Genomic DNA, 23492 nt, shown 5'->3' on the forward strand with positions numbered 1-23492 from the left:
CCGCGCGGGCGACGCGGCGCGGCCGTCCTTCCCGCAAAAGGACACCGCCATCCCGGTGACCACATGGTGTGTCTACGGCGTCGGGGCACCGGTACCGGCAAGGTTGGATCCACGAGCCGGCACGGTCGCACGGTCATGGCAGAAGGCAGCGGGGCACAGCGGTGGGCAGGGTTTCGTGGAGGAGTCATCGCGACGCGATCCGCTCCAGCCTGCGATCACTTCTCACCTCGGCCATTCTCGTGGCCGCCTACTACCTGCTCCCGCTCGACAAGACCTTCAACCTGGCCACGATCCTCGTTCTCGTCGGCGGCATCATGGCGGTGGCGCTGCTCCTGGCCTGGCAGATCCGCGAGATCACCCTGGCCCCGCGGCCCGAACTGCGGGCCATGGAGGCGCTGGCGACCACCGCCCCGCTCTACATCCTCCTGTTCGCGACGACCTACTACCTGATGGGACGCAGCGCGACGGACACCTTCAGCGAGACGCTCTCGCGGACCGACTCCCTGTACTTCACCGTGACGGTCTTCAGCACGGTCGGCTTCGGGGACATCACCCCGCACACCGAGGCGGCCCGCGCCCTGGTCACGGGGCAGATGGCGGTGAACGTCCTGCTGATCGGCGTCGCCGCCCGGCTCCTGGTGTCGGCGGTCCAGCGGGGCAGACTCCAGCAGAACGCGCCGGAGCCGGGCGCGGGGGGCACCGGGCCTCCGTACGACGGGTGATCCGTCGCCCGGAGCCCGGAGCCCCGGAGGCCAGAGCCTGGTGCCCCCGGCCTTCGGCCTCGCTCAGGCGCCGACGTACGCCGCCAGGTGCTCGCCGGTGAGGGTGGAGCGGGCGGCGACGAGGTCGGCCGGGGTGCCCTCGAACACGAGCCGGCCGCCGTCGTGGCCGGCCCCGGGGCCGAGGTCGATGATCCAGTCGGCGTGTGCCATGACCGCCTGATGGTGCTCCACGACGATGACCGACTTGCCCGAGTCGACGATCCGGTCGAGCAGTCCGAGCAACTGCTCCACATCGGCGAGATGCAGGCCGGTGGTCGGCTCGTCGAGGACGTACACCCCGCCCTTGTCGGCCATGTGCGTGGCGAGCTTGAGCCGCTGCCGCTCGCCGCCGGAGAGCGTGGTGAGCGGCTGGCCGAGGGTGAGATAGCCGAGTCCGACGTCGGCGAGCCGCGCGAGAACGCGCTGCGCGGCCGGCGTGTGCGCCTCTCCGGCGCCGAAGAACTCCACGGCCTCGTCCACCGACATCGTGAGGACCTCGCTGATGTCACGGCCGCCGAGGTGGTACTCCAGGACCGAGGCGTCGAACCGCTTGCCCTCGCAGTCCTCACAGGTGGTGGCGACGCCGGCCATCATGGCGAGGTCCGTGTAGATGACACCGGCGCCGTTGCACGTGGGGCAGGCGCCCTCGGAGTTGGCGCTGAACAGCGCCGGCTTCACGTCGTTGGCCTTCGCGAAGGCCTTGCGGATCGGGTCGAGCAGACCGGTGTACGTCGCCGGGTTGCTCCGCCGCGACCCGCGGATCGGAGCCTGGTCGACCGACACCACCCCCTCGTCGGCCGGGATGGACCCGTGCACCAGTGAACTCTTCCCGGAGCCCGCGACGCCGGTGATGACGACCAGCACTCCGAGCGGGATGTCGACGTCCACGTCACGCAGGTTGTTCGCCGACGCGCCGCGGATCTCCAGCGTTCCGGTGGGCTCGCGCGGTGTCTCCTTGACCTTGGCCCGGTCGTCGAAGTGGCGGCCGGTGACGGTGTCGCCCTTCCGCAGTTCCTCGACCGTGCCCTCGAAGCAGACGGAACCGCCGCCCGTCCCTGCGCCGGGGCCGAGGTCGACGACGTGGTCGGCGATCACGATGGTCTCCGGCTTGTGCTCCACGACGAGCACGGTGTTGCCCTTGTCCCGCAGGCGCAGCAGGAGGTCGTTCATCCGCTGGATGTCATGGGGGTGCAGACCGGCGGTGGGCTCGTCGAAGACGTAGGTGACGTCGGTGAGCGAGGAGCCGAGGTGGCGGATCATCTTCACGCGCTGCGCCTCGCCTCCGGACAGCGTGCCCGCCGGGCGGTCCAGGGCGAGGTAGCCGAGGCCGATCTCGACGAACGAGTCGAGGGTCTGCTGGAGCGCGGAGAGCAGGGGCGCCACCGAGGGCTCGTCGAGGCCCCGGACCCATTCGGCGAGGTCGCTGATCTGCATCGCGCAGGCGTCCGCGATGCTGATCCGCTTGATCTTCGACGCACGGGCGCCCTCGCTGAGCCTGGTGCCCTCGCACTCGGGGCAGGTCGCGAAGGCGACGGCCCGGTCCACGAACGCCCGGATGTGCGGCTGCATCGCCTCCTTGTCCTTGGAGAGCATCGACTTCTGGATCCGCGGGACGAGCCCTTCGTACGTCATGTTGATGCCCGCGATCTTCATGCGGGTGGGCTCGTGATGGAGGAAGTCGTGCAGCTCCCTCTTGGTGTACTTGCGGATCGGCTTGTCCGGGTCGACGAAGCCCGACTCCTTGTAGAGCCGCATGTTCCAGCCGTCCGAGCCGTAGCCGGGGATGGTGATCGCGCCCTCGTTGAGGGACTTGGAGTCGTCGTAGAGCTGGGTGAGGTCGATGTCGGAGACGGTGCCCCGGCCCTCGCAGCGCACGCACATGCCGCCCGTGCGGTTGAAGGTCGCCTTCACCGCCTTCTTGGCGCCGCGCTCCACGGTGATGGCGCCGCTCGCGCTGACCGAGGGGACATTGAACGCGTACGCGCTGGGCGGGCCGATGTGGGGCTTGCCGAGCCTGCTGAACAGGATGCGCAGCATCGCGTTGGCGTCGGTGGCGGTACCGACCGTGGACCGGGGGTCGGCTCCCATCCGCTGCTGGTCGACGATGATCGCGGTGGTCAGGCCTTCGAGGACGTCGACCTCGGGCCGGGCGAGCGTGGGCATGAAGCCCTGCACGAAGCTGCTGTAGGTCTCGTTGATCAGCCGCTGCGACTCGGCGGCGATCGTGTTGAACACCAGGGAGCTCTTGCCCGAGCCGGACACGCCGGTGAAGACCGTCAGCCGGCGCTTGGGGATCTCGATGCTGACATCCTTGAGATTGTTCTCGCGCGCGCCGAGCACCCGGATCAGATCGTGGCTGTCGGCACCATGCGGCGCGGACGGCCCCGGGTCCGTCCTCGTGGCCTTGCTCATCGTGTCTCCATCTGTCGGGCAGGGCCGCCCTCGCGGTCCCCGCCGGCATCGCCTGACTCGATCCAACCAGCTTCACGCGGGAGGACATTGTTCATGCGCCACGCTAGGGGAGGCACGGCCGTCGGCGCTTCTCGAATCCTGACCGGGTCGGGAGCGAGAATCGGAGGATGACCATGCCGTCCGACGCGTCGCCCCTGTCAGGTCAGACCCAGTGCGGTCTGCGCGCCCGCAGCCCGTTGCGCGCGTTCCTGCGCACGGAGACCGGCAGCGCCGCCGTGCTGCTCGCCGCCACCCTGCTGGCCCTGGCCTGGGCCAACATCGGTCCCGGCTCGTACGAGTCGGTGTGGAGCACCGAGCTGTCGATCCGCGTCGGGGCGGGCGGGGTGTCGATGGACCTGCGCGAGTGGGTGAACAGCGGGCTGATGACGCTGTTCTTCTTCGTCGTGGGTCTGGAGGCGCGACGCGAGTTCGACCTGGGCGAACTGCGTGAGCGGCACCGGGTCACCCTGCCGCTGCTGGCGGGCCTCAGCGGCATGGTCGTGCCCGTCGTCGTGTACCTGGCCATCACCTCGGGCCACGGCCCGGCGGCGCACGGCTGGGGTGCCGCCATGTCGACGGACACCGCCTTCGCCCTGGGCATGCTCGCCGTCTTCGGCCACCGTCTGCCCAACAGCCTCCGGGTCTTCATGCTCACCATCGCCGTCGTGGACGACTTCCTGGCCCTGGCCGTCGTCGTCTTCGTCTACAGCGACACCATCGCGCCGCCCGCGCTGCTGACGGCGCTCGGCCTGTTCGTGGTCGTCCTGCTGCTGCGGCGCACGATCGGCGCCCGGGTTCCGTCGCTGTACGGCCTGCTGGGCGTGGCGATCTGGGTGGCGCTCCTGAAGTCGGGCGTCGACCCGGTGGTGACGGGTCTCGCGATGGGCATGCTGACCTACGCGTACACGGCCGAGCGCAGCGATCTGGAGCACGCGAGCCGGCTGTTCCGGCGCTTTCGCGAACAGCCGACGCCGGAGCTGGAGCGAACGGTGCGCCGCGGCCTCGCCTCGACGCTCTCTCCGAACGAGCGGCTCCAGTTGATGTTCCATCCCTGGACCAGTTACGTGATCGTGCCGCTGTTCGCCCTGGCCAACGCCGGCATCTCCCTGAGCGGCGGTCAGCTCGCCGAGGCCTTCACCTCACCGGTCACCCTCGGCATCTTCTTCGGCTACCTGCTCGGCAAGCCGGTCGGCGTCATCGGCGGCACCTGGCTGGCCGCGCGCCTCGGCCGGGGACGTCTGCACCCGCCGGTCGGCTGGGGCGCGATCACCGCGGGCGGCACGCTGGCGGGCGTCGGCTTCACCGTGGCACTGCTGATCGCGTCGCTGGCCTTCGACGGCGACCGGCTGGAGCAGGCGAAGATCGGCATTCTGGCCGCGGTCGCCGGCTCGTTCCTCCTCACCTGGGTCGTCACCCTGGTGCTCGGTGCCCTCGGCGGACGCTCCCGCGCGCGGGCCCTCCTCGGCACCGGGCAGACGATCGTCGATCTGAGCGAACCCGTCGACGTGGAGCGCGACCATGTGCGCGGGCGGCTCGACGCGCCGGTGACGCTCGTCGAGTACGGCGATTTCGAGTGTCCGTACTGCGGTCTCGCCGAATCGGTGGTGCGCGAACTGCTCGCCGGCTTCGGGGACGTCCGCTATGTGTGGCGCCATCTGCCGCTCACCGATGTGCATCCCAACGCCCAGCTCGCGGCACAGGCCGCCGAGGCCGCGGCCCGCCAGGACCGCTACTGGGAGATGCACGACCTCCTCATGGGACACCAGGGCGACCTGGGGCCGAAGGACCTGTTCCGGTACGCGGCCCTGCTGGGCCTCGACAGCGGCCACTTCCGCGAGGACCTGCGGGACGGCTCGAGCGCGGCACGGGTGGCCATGGACGTCGAGTCGGCGGACCTCAGCGGTGTCTCGGGCACGCCGACGTTCTTCGTCAACGGCCGCCGCCACTACGGCGCGTACGACATCGTCTCCCTGACGGCGGCCGTCCGCGCCGCGCGACAGCGGACCACGCTCACGGGCGCGGAACAGGAGCCCTGAAGTCCGCTCGACGGGTTCAGGTGGCGCGGGCCCGCAGGCGGCGCAGCATACGGGCGTCCTCGAAGCCCACGGCACGGGCGGCGGCGTCGACGGTGACGCCGTGGCTGATGAGGTGCTCGGCGCGCTCCAGCCGCAGGGCCTGCTGATAGCGCAGCGGTGTGAGGCCCTGGGTGGCACGGGTGAAGAGCCGGGTGAGGGTGCGTTCGCTGACTCCCACGGCGGCGGCCAGTTCCGGAAGCGGCACCGGCCGGTCGAAGCGGGCGTCGAGCAGGTCCTGGGCGCGGTGCACGGTGTCGTCCAGGTGGGACCGGTGCCGGAGCATCGCGCTGGCCTGGGGTTCATGGCCGTTGCGCCGCGCGTAGACCACCATGTCCCGGGCGACCTGCGCGCCCACCGACGGGCCGTGCCGGCCGGCGATCAGATGCAGGGCGAGGTCGATCCCGCTGGCGATGCCCGCCGAGGTGACGACCCGGTCGTCCTGCGTGTACAGGACGTCGCGGACCACGGCCGCCCGGGGGTAGCGGCGGGCGAGTTCGTCCTGGACGTCGTGGTGGGTGGTGCACCGCCGTCCGTCGAGCAGTCCGGCCCGGCCCAGCGCGTCGGCTCCCGCGCAGACACTGGCGACGGTGCCGCCCCGCGCGTGGTGGTCCCGGAGGGCCCGCAGGGTGGCCTCACCGATGGAAGGGCCGTCGCCGAGGGTGAGCGCGCGCCAGCCGGGCACGACGATCAGGTCCTCGGGGCCGAGCTCGGGCCACTGGGTCCGGGCGACCAGCGGCAGCCCCTGGGCGGTGACGACCTGCTGCTGCTCGGCGACGTAGCCGAGGGTGTAGGGGTGCCCGAAGTCGGCGGCCGTGGAGAAGACCTGCGCGGGGCCGGCCAGGTCCAGCAGATGCACTCCGGGCACCAGGAAGAAGACGATGTGGCTCACGATCCGGTCATCATGCCCGAGACGCGGCGGCGGTCTCCAGCTCATCGACCGTTGCGATGGTGGCGAAGCGCCCGGCGAGGGCGTATTCGGTGCGCCTGATGACGTCTTCGGCCCCGAGGGTACGGGGGTCCGCGAGCAGTTCCGCCACGCTCTGATCCGCGGGGGCGTCCCGGTGCGGGATGGGGTTGGTGGCGGTGGCGTCGGAGACGAAGGTGACCTGGTAGCCGAGGTCGGCGGCGAGGCGGGTGGTGGTCTCCACGCACTGCTCGGTCCTGATCCCGCAGACCGTGAGCTCGCGGATTCCGCGTTCCGTGAGGAGCTGTTGCAGATTGGTGGTGGTGAAGGCGTTGTGCGAGGTCTTGTGGATCAGTGGCTCGCCGTCCTCGCGCCGGAGTTCGTCCATCAGCCGGACGTGGCCGAGGGCGGGGTCGAAGACGTCGCCGCTGCCGGGCTCCGAGTGCAGCACCCACACCACCGTGTCGCCGGCCCGGCGGGCGAGCCGGACGAGCCGGTCCACCCGGTCGGCGATCTTCGGGTCGGAGATGGTCTCCCACAGGGGGCGCGCACGGAAGGATTCCTGGACGTCGATGACGATCAGTGCTCGGGTCATGTCCCCACTCTGACCGGGGCGCGCGTCAGGGGACAGACCTCATCGGGTCCGGGAGCGGACTGATCCGGTCACGCCCGTCCGGGGGCCTGACACATGGACCGACCACATGAACTGACTACATGAACAGGATGCATGGACAGGATGCATGAACCGGACACATGAACATGAGCGCGCCGGACACATGTACAGGGGACGGACATGAGCACCCGGGAACACGGCCCATGAACAGAGGACATGCAGGTGTTCCCCGCCGCCCGGAGCCGGGCGGCGGGGAACCGCTCCAGGGCGGTCACCCGCGCGAAGCGCGCTCCGCGGCCTCGGCGACGTGCTTGATGTGCGCGAGACGCCGGTCCCAGTCGGCGGCGAGCGCGGACATCCACCGGGCGGTGGCGTTCAGCGCGGCCGGCCGTACCGCGTACCGCACTTCCCGCCCCACCCGGCTTCCGGTGACGAGCCCGGCCGCGTCCAGCACGGCGAGGTGCTTGACCACCGCCTGCCTTGAGACGGGCAGTTCCTCGGCCAGCTTCGTGGCCGTGATCTCGCCCCGGGCCGCCAGCAGATCGAGCAGGTGCCGCCTCGTCGGGTCGGCGAGCGCGGTGAGGACGCCGTCGACCTCCTCGCTCTCGCCTCGTTCCTCGGTCACACCGACGGCTGGGCGGCGCGCTTCTTGAACGCTTCCAGGACCTGGGGCCAGCCGTTGGTGTTGTCCTCGTGGGCCTTGTGCCGCAGCTCCGGAGAGCCGGACAGCGCGGCGAAGCCGCTCTCGACGACCCGCAGCCGCGTGCTCGCGCCCTCCGGAATCAGGGTGAACTCGACCAGCGTGCTGTTGGCGTCGCTCAGCGGGGCTCCAGGGAACGCGCTGGTCCAGCGGTAGGCGACATAGGTGGGCGGCTCGACCTTCTCCACCCGCACCGGGAACTCGCCGTACTGGGCGTTCTTCACCACGGTCGACTCGCCCGCCCTGCCCTCGGTGGTGGGGAGGCTCTCCTCGTCGGCCACCCAGAATCCGGGCACGGCGACCAGCGGCCAGACCCGCTCCAGGGGCGCTTCGATCAGGGTTTCGCGTTCGATCCGGTCCTCGGTCATGACGTACTCCTTCGAAGCCATCAATGATGCAACTCCAGGGTTGCACATCACCCACTTCATAGCAACTCTGCGGTTGCACGTCATGGGGCGCCAATGGGATCCGACCGGGACACCCTCAGCCCGAAGGAACACATCCAGCCATAGACGGCCATGGTGGTCGCAGGCATGAAACATGTCCCCCCAACTCCACTGAGTTAATTGATTGTTGGGGTCCAAGCACTAGTCAAAGGGGGTCGCGATGCCGATCATTCCTGTCATGAACCTGCTGCCCGATGGGCGGGTCGCAGCCTCATGGAGGTGTTGGGATGCACCGAAGACTCGCCACCGGCCTTGCCGCCTCGGCCATGGCCCTGGTGGCCGTCACGGCGACCGCTACAGCCGCTAGCGCCGCCCCTGCCGACAAGCCCCAAGTCCTGTCCAACTGGACCCAGACCAGCGCGTCGAGCTACAACTCGTGGGTCGCCGCCCGCGGGAACCAGTCCGCCTGGTCGGCCTACGCGTTCGACTGGTCCACCGACTACTGCTCCACGTCGCCGGACAACCCGTTCGGCTTCCCCTTCGCCACTTCATGTGCCCGCCACGACTTCGGCTATCGCAACTACAAGGCCGCCGGCACCTTCGATGCCAACAAGTCCCGGCTCGACAGCATGCTTTACGCGGACCTGGGGCGAGTCTGCGCCAACTACAGCGGCGCGACGAAGGTCTCTTGCGACAGCACCGCGTGGACCTACTACCAGGCGGTCAAGGTCTTCGGCTGAGGCCCGGCCCATGCATGCACGACACCGCTCACCGTGCGCGCAGTTGATGACATGTGTCTGCCGCACAACGCTGTGATCCAAGCCAACTCCCGGCCATCCGAATATTGATGACGGATCGCCGTTCCCCCGGTCCGTCAGGGTGATCGATGCCCGCTCGGTCGCCGGAGCGCACCCCCGCCACCCGCCCCGCCGTCCCCCGGCATGCCCTCCCCCGTGTCGTCCACCGGACGCACTCGGGGGGTGTCACGGCCGTGGGCGCGGGTCGGGTGGCACGGGTCGTCGCACACCGCCCCGCCCCGCGAGCCACGACCGCCGATCCCGGGTCCCCGATGCCTGATGCCCGATGCCCGGCACCCGGCACCCGGCGAGAGCGGACCGTCCGTGTGCCGGTCCGGCCCCGCGGGTCTCGGTCCGTGCGCCGGTCCGGCCCCGGGAGGAGTCGGTCCGTGAGGCGGTTTCGACCGGGCGGACCCAGAATGAGTGGGACGGCCTCGTATCCCGGCCGTCGAGCCGTTCTCGGGGCAGCCGGATCGCGACCGTTGGCCTTTGCGGTCTCCGCCCCTTGTGGCTCGGGACTTGCGAGCGCGCGGGTGGTCGAACTATGAAGACGGACGAGCCGGAAGCCGCGGCCGACGAGAGCAGCACACCGCGGGGGGCGAGCCACGCTCCCGCCCCGCCCGCGGACGCGCTCGCGGCGGCGGACCCCGCGGCTCCCGAGGACGTCCGCCACGACGAGGCGGCCGCCCTCCGTCACCTGACCGCGCGCATGAAGGCCGCGTACCCCTCCGTCGCCCCGTCCGTCGTGGACCAGGTGATCGCGACGGCCCGCGGCCCCTTCCAGCAGGCCAAGGTCAGGACGTACGTCCCCATTCTGGTCGAGCGCCGGGTCCGCGCGCAGCTCGCCGGCCTCCCCGGAGAAGGGACCGCCCCCGCGCCCGCCTCCGTGGGCGACCCGGGGAGCGGGGAGCCCCGGACGGCGAGAACGATGGAGCGGTCCGCCGGGAGCCCGCGCCGCTCTCCCCTGCTCGGCCGGTGGATACCCGCCAGGCTGCGTCCCGTGCCGGCGTCCGCGTCCGACCTGGGTGGTGTCGGTGAGGGCCGGTGACCGCGCGGCGCTCGCCGTGACAAGAGAAGAGGCGGGTCGTCATGACGGATGCCAGGGCCGCGCGCGTCGCGAAGCTCATCGAGCCGCTGCGGGTCGAGCCGGGGTCACGGGTGGACCTGGGCGAGGACTTCGACCCCCGTTACAAGGGCGGCCTGAAGAAGAAGCAGGGGGTGGAGCTGTTGCGCACGGGCGTGTCGCTGCTCGCCGAGTACCAGGAACGGTTGGCGGCCCAGGACACGTACGGCGTCCTGCTGTGTCTCCAGGCGCTCGACGCCGGAGGCAAGGACGGCACGATCCGGCACGTCATGAGCGGGGTGAACCCCCAGGGCGTCAAGGTCAGCAGCTTCAAACAGCCCTCCACGGAAGAGCTCGACCACGACTACCTGTGGCGGTACGCCGCCAGGCTGCCCGCCCGCGGTGACATCGCGATCTTCAACCGTTCGCACTACGAGGAGGTGCTGGTCGTCCGGGTCCATCCGGAGGTCCTCGACCGGCAGCGACTGCCGGCGGACGTGCGCGGGCCGGACATCTGGCATCGCCGCTACCGTGCCGTCAACGACTGGGAGCGCTACCTGACCGACAACGGGTTCAAGGTCGTGAAGATCTTCCTGAACCTGTCCAAGGAGGAACAGCGCACCCGTTTCATGAAGCGGCTCGACGTGCCGGAGCGGAACTGGAAGTTCTCCGCGGCCGACGTCCGGGAGCGCCGGAGGTGGGACGAGTACCAGCACGCCTTCTCCGAGATGCTCTCGCACACGAGTACGCCGTGGGCGCCCTGGTACGTCGTCCCGGCGGACCGGAAGTGGTTCGCGCGCATCGCCACGGCGGCGGTACTGGTTCACACGCTCATGGACATCGACCCCGTCTTCCCGGTGGTCGGCAAGAAGGCGCGCAAGGATCTCCGGGCAGCGAGGCGGGAACTGGAGGCCGACGCTCCCGAGGGCGCGCCGGCCGATCCGTACGCGGCACGGCAACGGGGACGGACCGGATCCGGATCGGAGAGCTGAGATGGCGATGCAGTCGAGCGGCCCGAAGGCTCCGGAGCGTGTCGCTCCGGAGCTCTGGTACGCGCGTGAGCCACAGGACGTCGCGTCGGCCTTTGGTGTCGACCCCGCCTCCGGACTCACCGCGGCCCGGGTCGCGGAACTGCTGGCCGAGAACGGGCCGAACACGCTGCCGGAGGAGAAGCCGAAGCCGGCGTGGCGGCGGTTCGTCGAGCAGTACCGCAGCTATATGCAGGTCGTCCTCCTGGTGGCCGCGGTCGTCTCGCTGGCGATCGCCGAGTGGAGCACCGCGATCCTGCTCGTGCTGCTGACCCTGCTGAACGCGGTCGTGGGCCTGCGTCAGGAGGGGAAGGCCGAGAGCGCGATGAACGCGCTCAAGTCCATGCTGACGGCGACGGCCCGGGTGAGGCGCGACGGAACCGAGTCGGAGATCCCGGCGGAGCAATTGGTGGTGGGCGATGTCGTGCACATCACCGCCGGCGACCAGGTTCCGGCGGACGGGCGGATCGTCGAAGCCCACGCGTTGCAGATCGACGAGTCGGCGCTCACCGGTGAGAGCGTCCCGGCGTCGAAGGACGCCACGACCCTGCCGAAGGTCCTGCTGGGCCCGGGGGACCAGTCGAACATGGCGTTCATGCACACCCCGGTCACCCACGGCAGCGGTCTCGTGATCGTGACCGGGACGGGTGCGGGCACCGAGCTCGGAAAGATCTCGGAGATGCTGTCGGCGACCGAGAGGGAGGAGGCGCCGCTCACCAAGGAGCTGGACACGCTGACGCTGTGGATCACGGCCGCCGCGGGCCTGACCATGATCGTGATGTTCGCGCTCGGGTACCGCCGCGACCAGGCGTGGGACGCCCTGTTCGTCAGCGCGGTCTCGCTGGCCATCGCCGCCATCCCCGAGGCCCTGCCCACGGTGACCCAGGCGATCCTGTCCGTCGGCAGCCTCAGTCTGGCGAAGCGCAACGCGATCGTGAAGGAGCTGCCGTCCGTCGAGACCCTGGCGTTCACGTCGGCGATCAACTCGGACAAGACCGGCACCCTGACCATGAACCAGATGACGGCGGTGGAGGTGGTGACACCCACCGACCGCTACACCGTCTCGGGCACGGGCTACGGTCTCGACGGGCGGATCCATCACGCCGCGGGTTCCTCCGCGGGCATCGAGGAGGCGATCCTCCCGTACCTCGTGGCGAACGACGGCAAGCTGGTGAACGGCGAGGTCGTGGGCGATCCCACCGAGGGCGCTTTCCTGGTGCTGGCCCACAAGGCAGGACTGGACATCGAGGCCACCCGCGAACGGCTGCCCCGGCTCGCCACACTGCCCTTCGACCCCGGCTACAAACTGATGGCCACCTTCAACTCCGCGGTCGACCCGGCCGGGCGCCCCGTGGTGCGCTGCTTCGTCAAGGGCGCGGCCCCGGCGGTGCAGGCCCGCGCGACGACCGCGCTGTCGAGCGGCACGACCGTCCCGTGGGACGCGGAGCTCAGCCGGCGCGCCGACGAAGTGGGCGAGCGCATGGGCGGGGAGGGACGCCGGGTGATGGCGGCGGCCACCCGGGACCTGGACCCGGCCGACTTCGATCCGGACGGGGACCTGCTGGGTTACGTCATCGGGCTGCGGATGACGAGTCTGGTCGGGATGGTGGACCCGCCGCGTGAGGAGTCCAAGGCAGCCGTGGCCAGCGCCCAGGCGGCCCACATCCGGGTCCGCATGGTGACCGGGGACGACGTCACCACGGGTGCCGCCATCGCCCGGCAGCTCGGCATTCCCGGCGAGGCCGTCCTCGGCGCCGACTTCGCCGCGCTGCCGGAGAGCGAGCGGCTGGCCCGTATCGACGGCATCGGTGTGGTGGGAAGGGTCGCGCCCGAACACAAGGTGATGCTCGCGAACACGCTCAAGAAGAAGGGTGCCGTCGTCGCGATGACCGGGGACGGCGTCAACGACGCCCCCGCCATCAAGGCCGCCGACATCGGCATCGCCATGGGCAGCGGCACGGACGTGGCGAAGAACGCGGCGCGGATGATCCTGTCCGACGACAACTTCACGACGATCGTCTACGCGGTGGAACAGGGCCGCAAGCTCTACGACAACCTCACCAAGTACATCCGTTTCGTGCTGCTGTTGCTGGTCACGTTCGTCCTGACCTTCCTCGGGGCGACCATCTTCAACATCGCGGCCGGTGAACCCTTCACCCCGCCGCAGGTGCTGTGGATCCACTTCGTGGTCAACGCCTCTTTCGGCTTCGCGCTCGGCTTCGACCAGGAGAGCACGGGGCTCATGCGGCGCAGGCCGCGCCCTCGGGGAGAGTCGGTGCTGACCCGGCCGGTGATGGTGACCGTCGGTCTCAGCGGTCTGGCGATCACCCTGATCCTGCTCGGGTTGATCAAGCTGGGCGAATCCCGTTACGACAGTGTCGGCATCGGCAGTTCGATCGCGTTCACGGCGTTCGCGCTCTGTCTGATCGTGGCCGCGTTCGAATGCCGCAGCGAGACGGAGTCGGTGCTGACGCCGAGCACCTTCGACAGCAAGCAGATGAACTGGACGGCGCTCGCGCAGTTCGTCCTCGCGGTCGCGGTGACGCAGATGGACGGGTTCCGCCGCATCCTGGGCACCACCGAGATCGACCTGCGGCAGTTCGGCTGGGCGCTGCTGTCCGCCGTCGCCCTCCTGGTCGTGTGGGAGGTGGGTAAGCTCCTGGCCCGCAGGGCGCGGCGCACCGGCTGACCACGCGGGCCCCCTGCCCCATGAAACCGTCGGCGCGATCCGAAGGACTGGCCCGTGTCGAAGCATCACGACACCCCGAGCGGAGGGTGGCGTCCCCCTATTCCGGTACTGCCCGGACTCCCGGTGCTCAGGCACTACCGGCGGAGCTGGCTGCGCGGAGACCTGCTGGCCGGAGTGACGGTGGCGGCCTATCTGGTGCCGCAGGTGATGGCGTACGCCAGTGTCGCGGGGCTGCCGCCCGTCGTGGGTCTGTGGGCGATCCTGCCCGCCCTCGTGCTGTACGCGCTCCTGGGCTCGTCCCGGCTTCTGTCGGTGGGGCCCGAGTCGACGACGGCGCTGATGACCGCCACGGTCGTGGGTCCGCTCGCCGGCGGCGATCCGGAACGGTACGCGGTGCTGGCCTCGGCGCTCGCCGTCGCCGTGGGGCTGATGGCCGTGGTGGCCTGGGCGGCGCGGCTGGGCTTCGTGGCCGATCTGCTCTCCCGGCCCGTGCTGATCGGGTATCTGGCGGGCGTGGCGCTGATCATGATGGTGGATCAGCTCACGAAGCTCACCGGTGTGCCGACGGACGGTTCGGGGTTCTTCCCGAAACTGGCCTCCTTCTTCGGGAACCTGGACGAGATCCATCCCGCCACGGTGGTCTTCAGTGCCGCGACGCTGGTCGTCCTGTATGTGGCCACGCGTTTCCGCTGGCGCGTCCCGGGGCCGCTGCTGGTCCTTGTCGCCGGTACAGCCGTGGTCTCGGTCCTCGGCCTCCAGGACCACGGCATCGCGGTCATCGGGGACATCCCGGCCGGGCTCCCCCGACCCGCCTTCCCCCCTCTCGACACGCTGCCCGAGCTCCTGCTGCCCGCGGTCGGTGTCCTGCTGGTCGGGTACACCGACTTCATCCTCACGGCGCGCGCCTTCACGACCGAGGACGGCGGTACGGCGATGGACGCGAACCAGGAGCTGCTGGCCCTGGGCGCCGCGAACCTCGGCGCGGGCACCCTTCAGGGGTTCCCGGTGAGCAGCAGCGCCAGCCGTACGGCCCTCGCGCAGTCCGGAGGCGCGCACACCCAGGCGTACGGGCTCACGGCCGGGGTCTCCGTGCTGGCCGTCCTGCTGTTCCTGAGTCCCCTGCTCACCGACACCCCCAAGGCCGTCCTCGGGGCGCTGGTCGTCTACGCCGCGATCCGGATGATCGACCTGGCGGGCTTCCGGCGGCTGGCGTCCTTCCGGCTCCGGGAACTCCTGCTGGCCCTCGGCTGTCTCGTCGGCGTCCTCGCCCTCGACATCCTCTACGGGGTGCTGGTGGCCGTGGGTCTGTCGGTCGTCGAACTGCTGAGCAGGGTGGCGCGCCCGCACGACGCGGTCCAGGGTCTCGTACCGGGCCTCGCGGGCATGCACGACGTCGACGACTACCCGGACGCGCGGGTGATCCCCGGGCTGGTGGTCTACCGCTACGACTCCCCGCTGTTCTTCGCCAACGCGGAGGACTTCCGGCGCAGCGCCCTGGACGCGGTGGCCGAACAGGAGGTACCGGTCAGGTGGTTCGTCCTGAACGCGGAGGCCAATGTCGAGGTGGACATCACCGCCCTGGACTCGCTGGACGAGCTGCGCCGGGAACTCGGGAAGCGGGGCATCGAGTTCGCGATGGCGCGGGTCAAGCAGGATCTGCGTGACGACCTGGACGCGTACGGGCTGAGCGAGTCCGTCGGCGAGGACCGGATCTTCCCCACTCTGCCCACGGCGGTCGCCGCCTACCGTGCATGGTGCGGCGACGAGGACTGAGCGGCGCCCCGCCGGGACCGTTCTCCCCGCGGTCCGGGACCATCGGGGAGAACGCGGTCCCGGATCCTCAGGGAATCTCCTGCTCGGCCCAGATGATCTTTCCCTCCGCCGTGTACCTGGCCCCCCAGCGATGGGAGAGCTGGGCCACCAGGAACAGGCCCCGGCCGCCCTCGTCCGTGCTCCGGGCGTGCCGGAGCCGGGGGGCGGTGCTGCTGGCGTCGGACACCTCGCAGGTCAGCCGGGTGTCGCAGAGCAGCCGCAGCCGGATGGGCGGTACGGCGTAGCGGATCGCGTTGGTGACGAGCTCGCTCACGATCAGCTCGGTGGTCATGGTCAGTTCCCCGAGCCCCCATGCCTCGATCGCGCGGGTGGCACGGGCCCGCATCTCGGAGACCGCGGCCGGGTCCACCGGCACCTCCCACGAGACGACGTGGTCGTCCCCCAGGGTGTGGGTGCGGGCCAGCAGCAGGGCGATGTCGTCGGGCTGCGGTACGGGCACGAGCTGCCGTACGGCGTCCGCGCACAGCGCTTCGAGGTCGGGGTCGGGCCGGGCGAGCAGTTCCCCGAGCTGCGCCATGCCGAGCTCCATGTCGTAGTGCGCTCCCGCCACGAGGCCGTCGGTGAAGAGGCCGATCAGGGTGTTCTCCTCAATCTCGCTCTCCTGGCTTTCGAAGGCCATCCCGCCGAGTCCGAGCGGGGGCCCGGCGGGCAGGTCGGGATAGGAGACGCGCCCGTCGGGGGCGACGAACACGGGGGGCGGATGTCCGGCCCGGGCCATCGTGCAGCGCCTGGTGACGGGATCGTAGACGACGTAGAGGCAGGTCGCTCCGAGGAAGGAGGCGGTGGTGGCGGCCTCCTGTTCCGTGGTGCTCCGGTCGGCCCGCTGTTCCTGGGTGCGCTCCTCGCTGAGCCGCAGCACGAGGTCGTCGAGGTGGGCCAGCAGCTCGTCGGGGGGCAGTTCCATGTCGGCGAGGGTCTGCACGGCGGTGCGCAGCCGGCCCATGGTGGCCGCCGCGGTGATGCCGTGGCCGACCACGTCGCCGACGACCAGGCCGACCCGGGCTCCGGACAGCGGGATGACGTCGAACCAGTCGCCGCCGACCCCGCCGCTCGGGTCCGCCGGCAGGTAGGTGGAGGCCACCTCCAGGGCTGTCCCGCCCGAGAGGGCGTGCGGCAGCAGACTGCGCTGGAGGGTGACCGCGGCCGTGTGTTCGCGGGTGTAGCGGCGGGCGTTGTCGACGCACAGCGCCGCGCGCGCCACCACCTCGCGTGCCAGCAGGACGTCGTCGGGCTGGAACGAGACCGGGTTGAGGGAGCGCAGGAACGTGGTGAGTCCGAGGGCGGTGTTGCGTGCCCGCATCGGCACGGAGATGAGGGAGTGCAGCCCGTACCGGCGGATGCTGGCCGCTCGCTCGGGCTCCTCGGCGATCCACAGATCGTCGTCCGGGTCGAGGACCTGCATGAGGACCGGGTCGCCGTTGGTGAGCAGGTTCACGTCGTGGGGCGGCGGCAGGAAGTCCGCCCGGTCGCCGATCCGGGCCACGGCCTCCGGGCACCCCTCCCGCACCGAGCTCATGCCCGCGCGCCGCATCATCGGCTTGGCGGGTGCGGGTCCGGCGTCGGACAGCCAGGCTCCGTGTCCCTCGGTGCTGAGGACGGATTCGAGGAGGTCGACGATGACGAAGTCCGCGAAGCGCGGAACGGCGAAGTCGGCGATCTCCTGGGCCGTGCGCATGACGTCGAGGGTCCCGCCGATGGTGGTCCCGGCTTCGTTGACCAGCGACAGGATCTGCCGGGCGTTCCACCGGTCGGTGACGTCCAGGACCATGTAGCAGACGCCGGTGTACGAGTTGTCGACGCCGAGCAGCGGGAAGAACGAGGTGGAATAGGCGTGCCGGCGGTGCGGGTCGGCCCAGCTCCATCCCAGGTACTCGTAGTCGATCATCGGCTCGCCGGTCGCCAGGACCTTGTGCATCAGTCCCTCGATGGTCTCCGCCTGCAGCCCCGGCAGCAGTTCGGTCAGGCGGCGCCCGAGCCGCTGCTCGCGGGGCACACCGCCCAGGTGCTCCAGGGTGTCGTTCATCCAGACGTAGCGCAGTTGCAGATCGAGCACCGCCATGCCGACCGGCGAGTGTGTCAGGAATCCGTCGAGGAAGGACGGGCCGACCGTCCACGCCCGTCTGCGGTCCCTTGCCGAGATCAGGAAGCACTCACCCCCTCCCATGCGGAACGACGCGGAGACCCGCAGGTCCACATCGATGCGCCGGCCGTCGCGGTGCAGCACCGGGATGTGTCCGCTCCAGCCCATTCCGCCGCGGCAGCGGTCCGCGACCGCCGCCACCCGCGAGGGGTCCCGCAGCACGAGCAGGGGAGCGGCCGAGGAGCCGACCAGCTCGGCCGCCCGGTGGCCGAGAAGTGCTTCGGCACCCCTGGTCCAGCCCACCACCACGCCGTCGGCGGACACCACCGCCGCCGCGTCGGTGGACGCGTCAAGGGAACCGCCCGGTCCTTCGGACACGGGCGCGTCGGATCCTTCCTGCGCAGAAACCATGAAGCTCTCATCCTCTACACGACCATGTTCCTGCTTGTCCGCCCGATGTGCAGACCCGGCGGGCGATCACCGCGGAACGGCACCGCACAGCACGCGACCACCGGGCCTGGACATGCCCGTGCAAGCCCTGGAGTGGGCAAGGCCGGGGGCAGGGCGCAGCATGGAAGGGCCGGGGTCGGGTACTCAGGTGCCCGGCAGCGGCCACGGAGCCGGCACACCGCGCCGGCCGGTGGAGGAGGGCCAGGGATGACAGCCGAGTCCACGCAGTCCGACAGCGCGGGCAGCCGCGCACCCGAATCGTCCCGGCCGACCGGTCTGCTGGACGTCCTGAACGTGGGGGCGCTGGTCCTCGACGCCGACGGGCGCATCGTGTTCTGGACCCCGCAGGCCCAGGAGCTCATCGGGTACACGGCGGAAGAGGCCCTCGGCAAGTACGCGGCGCGTCTGATCATCCACCCCGAGCACATGCAGGCCGTCAGCGAACTGTTCGCCGACGTCCTGGCGACGGGACGCAGTTGGGCGGGCGCGTTCCCCATCCGGCGCAAGGACGGCAGCACCCGTCTCATGGAGTTCCGCAACATGCGGCTCCTGGACGATCTCGGGGACGTCTACGCCCTGGGCATCGCGGCCGACCACACCCTGCTCCAGCGCGTCGAGACCGATCTGGCGCTGTGCGAGCAGCTCATCAACCAGTCCCCCATCGGACTGGCCCTGATGGACCCCGACCTGCGCTATCTCATGGTCAACCCGGCCCTGTCACGGATCGACGGCATCCCCGCAGAGGACCACGTCGGCCGTCATCTGCGGGAGACCCTGCCGTTCCCCGACGTGGACACCGTCGAGTCGGCGCTGCGCCAGGTCCTGACCACCGGCACACCGCTGCTCGACCAGTACCACGTGGGCCGCCCGCCCGCCGATCCCGACCACGAACACGCCTGGTCCCTGTCCTTCTACCGGCTGGAGGACCCGGGCGGACGGGTCCTGGGCGCGGCCGCCTCGGTCGTCGACGTCACCGAACGCCATCGCGCGGCCGCCGAGGCCGACCGCGCGCGGCGCCGGCTCGCGCTCATCGCCAGCGCCTCCACCCGCGTCGGCACCACCCTGGAGGTGGAGCAGACGGCCCGCGAGCTGGCCGACATCGCGGCGCCCGAACTGGCCGACGTGGTCGCCGTGGACGTTCTCGACTCCGTGCTCGCCTGCCGCCGCAAGCGCAGGCCGGACAGCGGCCCGGAGTTCTTCCGCGCACTCGCCCTCAAGGCGTCCCACCCCACCGTGGCCCTGCGCGCCGCGGACCCTCCGGGCGACCTCGCGACGTACGAGGGCGACCGGCTGGTGACCCTGTGCGTGCACACCGGCAGACCGGTTCTCGTACGGCACGTCGGCGAGGGCGATCTGCCGCGCATCGCCCGCGACGCCGAGGGCACGGCTCTCCTCGCGCAGGCCGGCGTCCACTCGTATCTCGCGGTGCCGCTCATCGCGCACGGTGAGGTGCTCGGCGCCCTCGACCTCAAGCGCACCCGCAATCCGCTGCCCTTCGACGACGACGACGTGGTGCTCGCCGGTGAACTGGCCACCCGCGCCGCCGTGGCCATCGACAACGCCCGCTGGTTCCAGAGCGTGCGCAACACCGCGGTCACGCTCCAGCGCAGCCTGCTGCCCGACCATCCGCCGCATCTCTCCGGTCTGGAGGTCGCGTCCCGCTATCAGCCGGCCCAGGCCACGAGCGAGGTCGGCGGCGACTGGTACGACGTGATACCGCTGGCCGACGACCGGACCGCGCTGGTCGTGGGCGACGTCATGGGCAACGGCATCGACGCCGCCGCCACCATGGGCCGGCTGCGCACCGCCACCTGCGCCTACGCCGACCTCGACCTCGACCCCGGCGAGGTGCTCCAGCACCTCGACAAGATCACGTGCGATCTGGAGCACTACATCGTCACGTGCATCTACGCGGTGTACGACCCCCGCAGCAGACAGGTCCGCATCGCCAACGCCGGACACATGCCGCCCGCGCTGGTCCGCTCGGGCACCAGTCCGGAGCTGCTGGACCTTCCCCCGGGCGCTCCCCTGGGGGTCGGCGGTGTCCCCTTCGAGACCACGACGGTCGAATTCGGCGCGGGTGATCTGCTCGTCCTGTACACGGACGGCCTCGTCGAGACGCGGCTGCATCCGATCGACGACCGTCTGAACGTCCTTCTCTCGTTCCTCGACGAGCCGGGCAGGACACTCGAGGAGATCTGCGACCTTCTCCTGTACGGACTGCGCAACTCCGACGACCACGACGACGTCGCCCTGCTCATCGCCCGCGCGCAGTAGCCCTACTTCTTCTTCGAGTCCTTCGTGTCCTTCGAGTCCTTCGAGTCCTTCGTGTCCTTCGAGTCCTTCGTGTCCTTCGAGCGCCGGCGGGAGGAGACCTGCTCCCGGGTGGTGCGCCAGCGCGACCGGGCCTGTTCGACCACGTTGTCCCACTCGCGGCGGACCTCGTCGTCGGAGGGGCGGTCGCCCGCGCGGATCCGGACGAGTTCATCGCGCATCTCGTGTCCGAGGGCCGCCGACGCGACGACGACGAACATCGCCGCGAAGAGCGCCGAGATCATCGCGAAGACGGCGCCCACCGCCCCGTAGCGTCCGGCATAGGAGTTGAACAGGCGTGGCAGATAAACGGTCGCGCCCACCGAATAGAGCGCGGTCAGGACGGCCGCCGTGATGCCGAACGGCAGCAGGTCGCGCCAGGGGATCCGCTTCGCGGACAGATCCCAGCCGCTCCAGACGAGGAAGGCGGCACTCACCGGGATCTCGCACACCGAAGCCACCAGCCCGAACCTGCTTCCCCCGAGGACCGTGTGGAGCCACCCGGTGACCACCGCGTAGCCGCCGAGCCCGAGGATCCACCACAGGCCGTTCTTCGTGTTGCGGACACTGAGCGGGGGCAATTGCCAGGCCTGTTCGAACAGTCGCTGCGAGGCGCGCGAGAAGCTCAGCATGGAGATGACCAGGAACAGGCTTCCGAAGACACCCACGCTCGCGCCGGCACCCTCGGCGGGGGCGAGGAGCGACTTGACCGCCTCGGCGCCCTGTCCGGTGAGGCCGTAGCGCTGGATGATCCGGTCGGCGGCGTCGTAGTCCGAGAAGCTGCTCAGGACGGTGCCGATGAGAATCGTGAGCGGGACGAGCGCGGTGAGCGCGCTGGACGCCAGGGCCATCGAGCGGTCGAAGCCCACGATCTTCTGGAACCGGTTGACGACGCGCAGCGCGAACGCGGGACGCAGCCAGAACGTCAGCGTCCGGACGAGGCGCTCGCGATTGATCCCCGCCGTCGTGTCCTCCGTGTCCTCGGGCCCGGTTTGGCGCTGCGAGCGTAACGGACGGCCGTCCGGGCCGGGTCGGCCGACACGGCCCGCCGTTCGCGTCCGGTCCGGCGGCCGGCTCGGGACCACCCGGCCGGGCGGAGCCGGGCGGGTGGCCGGGGCCGGGCGGGTGGCCGGAGCCAGGCGGTCGGGTAGCCCGGCGGGTGGCCGACGCGCTCATTCCTCCTCGGACAGGGCGACCTCCGCCCAGATCGTCTTCCCGCGAGGTTCGGGCCGGGTCCCCCAGCGCCGGCTGACCTGCCAGGTGAGGTACAGGCCGCGGCCACCCTCGTCGACCTCCTCGGCGTGCCGGAGGTGGGGCACGGTGCTGCTGTCGTCGGTCACCTCGCAGACGACCGCGGATCCGTCGAGGATGAGGCGCACGCCGATGGGCCCGTCCGAGTAGCGGACCGCGTTGGTGACGAGTTCGCTGACGACCAGGGTGACGGTGAAGGCGTGCTGTTCCAGTCCCCAGTCCGACAGCGCGCGCTCGGTGCGGGAGCGGGCGTCGGCGACGGACGCCGGGTGGTTGGGGACCGTCCAGGACGCGACCTTGTCCGGTCCGAGTCCGCGGGTACGGGCCAGCAGCAGGACGGCGTCGTTCTCCATCTGTTCCGGCGCCAGCTTGTAGAGCACCTCGTCGCAGATCTCCTGCAACGGCCGGTCGACCGGCTGCAACGCGCGACCGACGCGCTCCAGTTGGTCCTGCGGGTTGTCCGAGACGGCACGCAGCATCGCGGTGTTGCACAGCAGCAGGACGCTGTTCTCCGCGACCTCGAACTCGGTGGTGCCGTACTTCGCCAGGCCGCGGCCGAGCGGCGGCCCGGCGGGCACCACGGCGTACTCGACGGTCCCGTCGGGCAGGGCGAGCACCGGAGGCGGGTGCCCTGCGCTGGCGACCGCGCAGCGGCGGGTGACGGGGCTGTAGACGAGGTAGAGGCAGGTGGTGTCCTGGCGCTCGTCGTCCGCCGTGGCGTCCGCTCGCCTCGGCCGTTCTCCGTGGAGCCGGGTCACCAGGGCGTGCAGCCGTTCCAGGACCTCCTCGGGTGCCAGGTCGAGGACGGCCAGCGCGCTGATCGCGGCCCGTACCTCGCCCATGGTGGCGGCGGCCTGGAGGCCCCGGCCCACCGTGTCGCCCGTCACCAGGGCCACCCGCGACCCGGACAGCGGAATCACGTCGAACCAGTCGCCGCCCGCGCCCATCGGGCAGTAGCTGTAGGCGGTCTCCACCGCGTCGTGGCCGAGGACCCGGGCCGGCCGCAGACTGAGCTGGAGGACGCGGGCGGCCGAACGCTCCTTGGCGTACAGCCGGGCGTTGTCCAGACACAGGGCCACCCGGTCGGCGAGTTCGGCGGCCAGCGCGAGGTCACCGGCGTCGAAAGCCTGCTGCGTGCGGTCCCGGTAGCAGTGGGCCAGCCCGATCACGGAACCGCGGGCGGTGAGCGGCAGCACGAGCAGCGAATGCGCCCCCGCCTCGGCCAGCCGGCGCCCACGCACCGACTCACGCCCCAGCCAGTCCGTGTCGGCGGTCAGGTGCTGGACGATACGGGGCCGGAGGTCGGACAGGCACTGCGCGAAAGGGGTCGCCGTGGACAGGCCGATCGCCTCGCCGATGGAGGGGAGGTAACGCTCGGCGTCCAGGGCGGTGGCACGACGGCTCGTGCACCGCAGAGCCCCGTAGTCCAGGACGGTGCCCGGGGCGCCGGCCTCGCCCCGCAGGACGGAGTCCAGCACCTCGACCACGACCGTGTCGGCCAGCTCGGGAACCATCTCGTCGGCGAACTCCTGCGCCGTGCGGAAGATGTCCAGCGTGGTGCCGATGCGCCCGCCCGCCCGCTCCAGCAGTGCCAGCCGCGCCGCCGCCCGTTCGCGCTCGGTGATGTCCACCACCGCCGTCGCCACCCCGAGGACGCCGCCCGCGGTGTCCTCCAGCCGGAAGCAGGAGACCGACAGCACGATCTCGGGCTGGTCGGGGCGCAGGTGGCCGCGCACCTCCACGTCCAGGGCGGGCACACCGGTGTCCAGCACCTCGAGGAGTGTCGTCTCGTAGTTTCCGGAGTAGAAGTCACCGCCCCACTCCCTCGGGTGGTGCCCCAGGGCCTCCTCCAGGGCGAACGCCTTGACGAAGCGGGCCGCCGTGTTGAAACGCACCAGACGAAGCTGCGTGTCGAGGACGTGGAGACCTACGGTCGACTCGGAGAAGAGTGCCCCGAGAACCGCCTGGTCGAGCTCCGCGTCCGGTCGGCCATGTCCGCCGAGCGATGCACCCATGACACTTCCGTAGACCGTTGACCACCTAAACATTCCGGTTTGTCAGAGTTCCACCATATTCGCTCACCGGCGACGCGCGACCG

The 23492-nt window shown here is 70.7% G+C and carries 16 protein-coding genes; 8 read left to right on the top strand and 8 right to left on the bottom strand.

Features of this window, described 5'->3' with window-relative positions:
- The first annotated feature begins 239 nt into the window (after window positions 1-239).
- Window positions 240-722, top strand: coding sequence for a potassium channel family protein (locus tag ACFXGX_RS35480; protein ID WP_384799949.1), 483 nt, complete (start codon window positions 240-242; stop codon window positions 720-722).
- 63 nt (window positions 723-785) lie between these two features.
- Here ACFXGX_RS35480 and ACFXGX_RS35485 read toward each other — a convergent pair whose 3' ends face one another.
- Window positions 786-3173, bottom strand: a complete 2388-nt coding sequence (locus tag ACFXGX_RS35485; RefSeq protein WP_384799952.1) for an ATP-binding cassette domain-containing protein — start codon at window positions 3171-3173, stop codon at window positions 786-788.
- Window positions 3174-3346: 173 nt separating this feature from the next.
- On the opposite strand from ACFXGX_RS35485, the gene nhaA reads away from it, so the two are divergent.
- Window positions 3347-5248 (top strand): Na+/H+ antiporter NhaA, encoded by a 1902-nt coding sequence (nhaA, locus tag ACFXGX_RS35490; RefSeq protein ID WP_384800011.1) that lies wholly within the window; start codon window positions 3347-3349, stop codon window positions 5246-5248.
- 16 nt (window positions 5249-5264) lie between these two features.
- On the opposite strand, the gene ACFXGX_RS35495 is transcribed toward nhaA, so the two are convergent.
- From ACFXGX_RS35495 to ACFXGX_RS35510, 4 genes are all read right to left on the bottom strand, one after another.
- Window positions 5265-6176 (bottom strand): GlxA family transcriptional regulator, encoded by a 912-nt coding sequence (locus tag ACFXGX_RS35495; RefSeq protein WP_384799961.1) that lies wholly within the window; start codon window positions 6174-6176, stop codon window positions 5265-5267.
- A gap of 10 nt (window positions 6177-6186) precedes the next feature.
- Window positions 6187-6786: an isochorismatase family protein gene (locus ACFXGX_RS35500; protein ID WP_384799964.1), complete on the bottom strand. Its 600-nt coding sequence runs from the start codon at window positions 6784-6786 to the stop codon at window positions 6187-6189.
- A gap of 289 nt (window positions 6787-7075) precedes the next feature.
- A complete protein-coding gene (locus ACFXGX_RS35505) occupies window positions 7076-7429 on the bottom strand; it encodes an ArsR/SmtB family transcription factor (RefSeq protein WP_384799967.1) in 354 nt (117 codons plus the stop codon).
- Window positions 7426-7872: an SRPBCC domain-containing protein gene (locus ACFXGX_RS35510; protein ID WP_384799970.1), complete on the bottom strand. Its 447-nt coding sequence runs from the start codon at window positions 7870-7872 to the stop codon at window positions 7426-7428. Before ACFXGX_RS35510 ends, ACFXGX_RS35505 begins: the two co-directional genes overlap by 4 nt.
- A 305-nt stretch (window positions 7873-8177) precedes the next feature.
- Between ACFXGX_RS35510 and ACFXGX_RS35515 the strand changes: the two genes are divergently transcribed.
- The 5 genes from ACFXGX_RS35515 (at window position 8178) to ACFXGX_RS35535 (ending at window position 15240) form a co-directional block, all read left to right on the top strand.
- The gene (locus ACFXGX_RS35515; RefSeq protein ID WP_384799973.1) at window positions 8178-8630 is read left to right on the top strand and encodes a phospholipase; all 453 of its coding nucleotides are present in this window, start codon (window positions 8178-8180) and stop codon (window positions 8628-8630) included.
- 601 nt (window positions 8631-9231) lie between these two features.
- Window positions 9232-9735, top strand: a complete 504-nt coding sequence (locus ACFXGX_RS35520) for a three-helix bundle dimerization domain-containing protein (RefSeq protein WP_384799976.1) — start codon at window positions 9232-9234, stop codon at window positions 9733-9735.
- 41 nt (window positions 9736-9776) lie between these two features.
- Window positions 9777-10742, top strand: coding sequence for a polyphosphate kinase 2 family protein (locus ACFXGX_RS35525; protein ID WP_384799979.1), 966 nt, complete (start codon window positions 9777-9779; stop codon window positions 10740-10742).
- A 1-nt stretch (window position 10743) separates the two neighbouring features.
- Window positions 10744-13467 carry a cation-translocating P-type ATPase gene (locus ACFXGX_RS35530; RefSeq protein ID WP_384799982.1) on the top strand — a complete coding sequence of 908 codons (2724 nt, stop codon included), beginning with the start codon at window positions 10744-10746 and terminating at the stop codon, window positions 13465-13467.
- 54 nt (window positions 13468-13521) lie between these two features.
- Window positions 13522-15240 carry a SulP family inorganic anion transporter gene (locus ACFXGX_RS35535; protein ID WP_384799985.1) on the top strand — a complete coding sequence of 573 codons (1719 nt, stop codon included), beginning with the start codon at window positions 13522-13524 and terminating at the stop codon, window positions 15238-15240.
- Between the two features lie 67 nt (window positions 15241-15307).
- On the opposite strand, the gene ACFXGX_RS35540 is transcribed toward ACFXGX_RS35535, so the two are convergent.
- The gene (locus tag ACFXGX_RS35540) at window positions 15308-17791 is read right to left on the bottom strand and encodes a SpoIIE family protein phosphatase (protein ID WP_384799988.1); all 2484 of its coding nucleotides are present in this window, start codon (window positions 17789-17791) and stop codon (window positions 15308-15310) included.
- Window positions 17792-18037: 246 nt separating this feature from the next.
- Here ACFXGX_RS35540 and ACFXGX_RS35545 point away from each other — a divergent pair, with 246 nt between their 5' ends.
- Window positions 18038-20107 (top strand): SpoIIE family protein phosphatase, encoded by a 2070-nt coding sequence (locus ACFXGX_RS35545; protein ID WP_384799991.1) that lies wholly within the window; start codon window positions 18038-18040, stop codon window positions 20105-20107.
- 2 nt (window positions 20108-20109) lie between these two features.
- Here the strand turns inward: ACFXGX_RS35545 and ACFXGX_RS35550 are convergent, their stop codons facing one another.
- Together ACFXGX_RS35550 and ACFXGX_RS35555 are read right to left on the bottom strand one after the other, a co-directional pair.
- Window positions 20110-21228: a YihY/virulence factor BrkB family protein gene (locus ACFXGX_RS35550; RefSeq protein WP_384799994.1), complete on the bottom strand. Its 1119-nt coding sequence runs from the start codon at window positions 21226-21228 to the stop codon at window positions 20110-20112.
- An 87-nt stretch (window positions 21229-21315) separates the two neighbouring features.
- Window positions 21316-23409 (bottom strand): SpoIIE family protein phosphatase, encoded by a 2094-nt coding sequence (locus tag ACFXGX_RS35555; RefSeq protein WP_384799997.1) that lies wholly within the window; start codon window positions 23407-23409, stop codon window positions 21316-21318.
- Window positions 23410-23492: the final 83 nt, after the last annotated feature.

It is taken from the genome of Streptomyces sp. NPDC059371 (genome assembly GCF_042751995.1).
Taxonomy (GTDB): Bacteria; Actinomycetota; Actinomycetes; order Streptomycetales; family Streptomycetaceae; genus Streptomyces.

Coding starts and splice junctions, on each gene's coding strand:
- ACFXGX_RS35555 (WP_384799997.1), bottom strand. CDS start 23,409: ATGGGTGCATCGCTCGGCGGACATGGCCGACCGGACGCGGAGCTCGAC.
- ACFXGX_RS35485 (WP_384799952.1), bottom strand. CDS start 3,173: ATGAGCAAGGCCACGAGGACGGACCCGGGGCCGTCCGCGCCGCATGGT.
- ACFXGX_RS35540 (WP_384799988.1), bottom strand. CDS start 17,791: ATGGTTTCTGCGCAGGAAGGATCCGACGCGCCCGTGTCCGAAGGACCG.
- nhaA (WP_384800011.1), top strand. CDS start 3,347: ATGCCGTCCGACGCGTCGCCCCTGTCAGGTCAGACCCAGTGCGGTCTG.
- ACFXGX_RS35530 (WP_384799982.1), top strand. CDS start 10,744: ATGGCGATGCAGTCGAGCGGCCCGAAGGCTCCGGAGCGTGTCGCTCCG.
- ACFXGX_RS35525 (WP_384799979.1), top strand. CDS start 9,777: ATGACGGATGCCAGGGCCGCGCGCGTCGCGAAGCTCATCGAGCCGCTG.
- ACFXGX_RS35510 (WP_384799970.1), bottom strand. CDS start 7,872: ATGACCGAGGACCGGATCGAACGCGAAACCCTGATCGAAGCGCCCCTG.
- ACFXGX_RS35500 (WP_384799964.1), bottom strand. CDS start 6,786: ATGACCCGAGCACTGATCGTCATCGACGTCCAGGAATCCTTCCGTGCG.
- ACFXGX_RS35520 (WP_384799976.1), top strand. CDS start 9,232: ATGAAGACGGACGAGCCGGAAGCCGCGGCCGACGAGAGCAGCACACCG.
- ACFXGX_RS35545 (WP_384799991.1), top strand. CDS start 18,038: ATGACAGCCGAGTCCACGCAGTCCGACAGCGCGGGCAGCCGCGCACCC.
- ACFXGX_RS35515 (WP_384799973.1), top strand. CDS start 8,178: ATGCACCGAAGACTCGCCACCGGCCTTGCCGCCTCGGCCATGGCCCTG.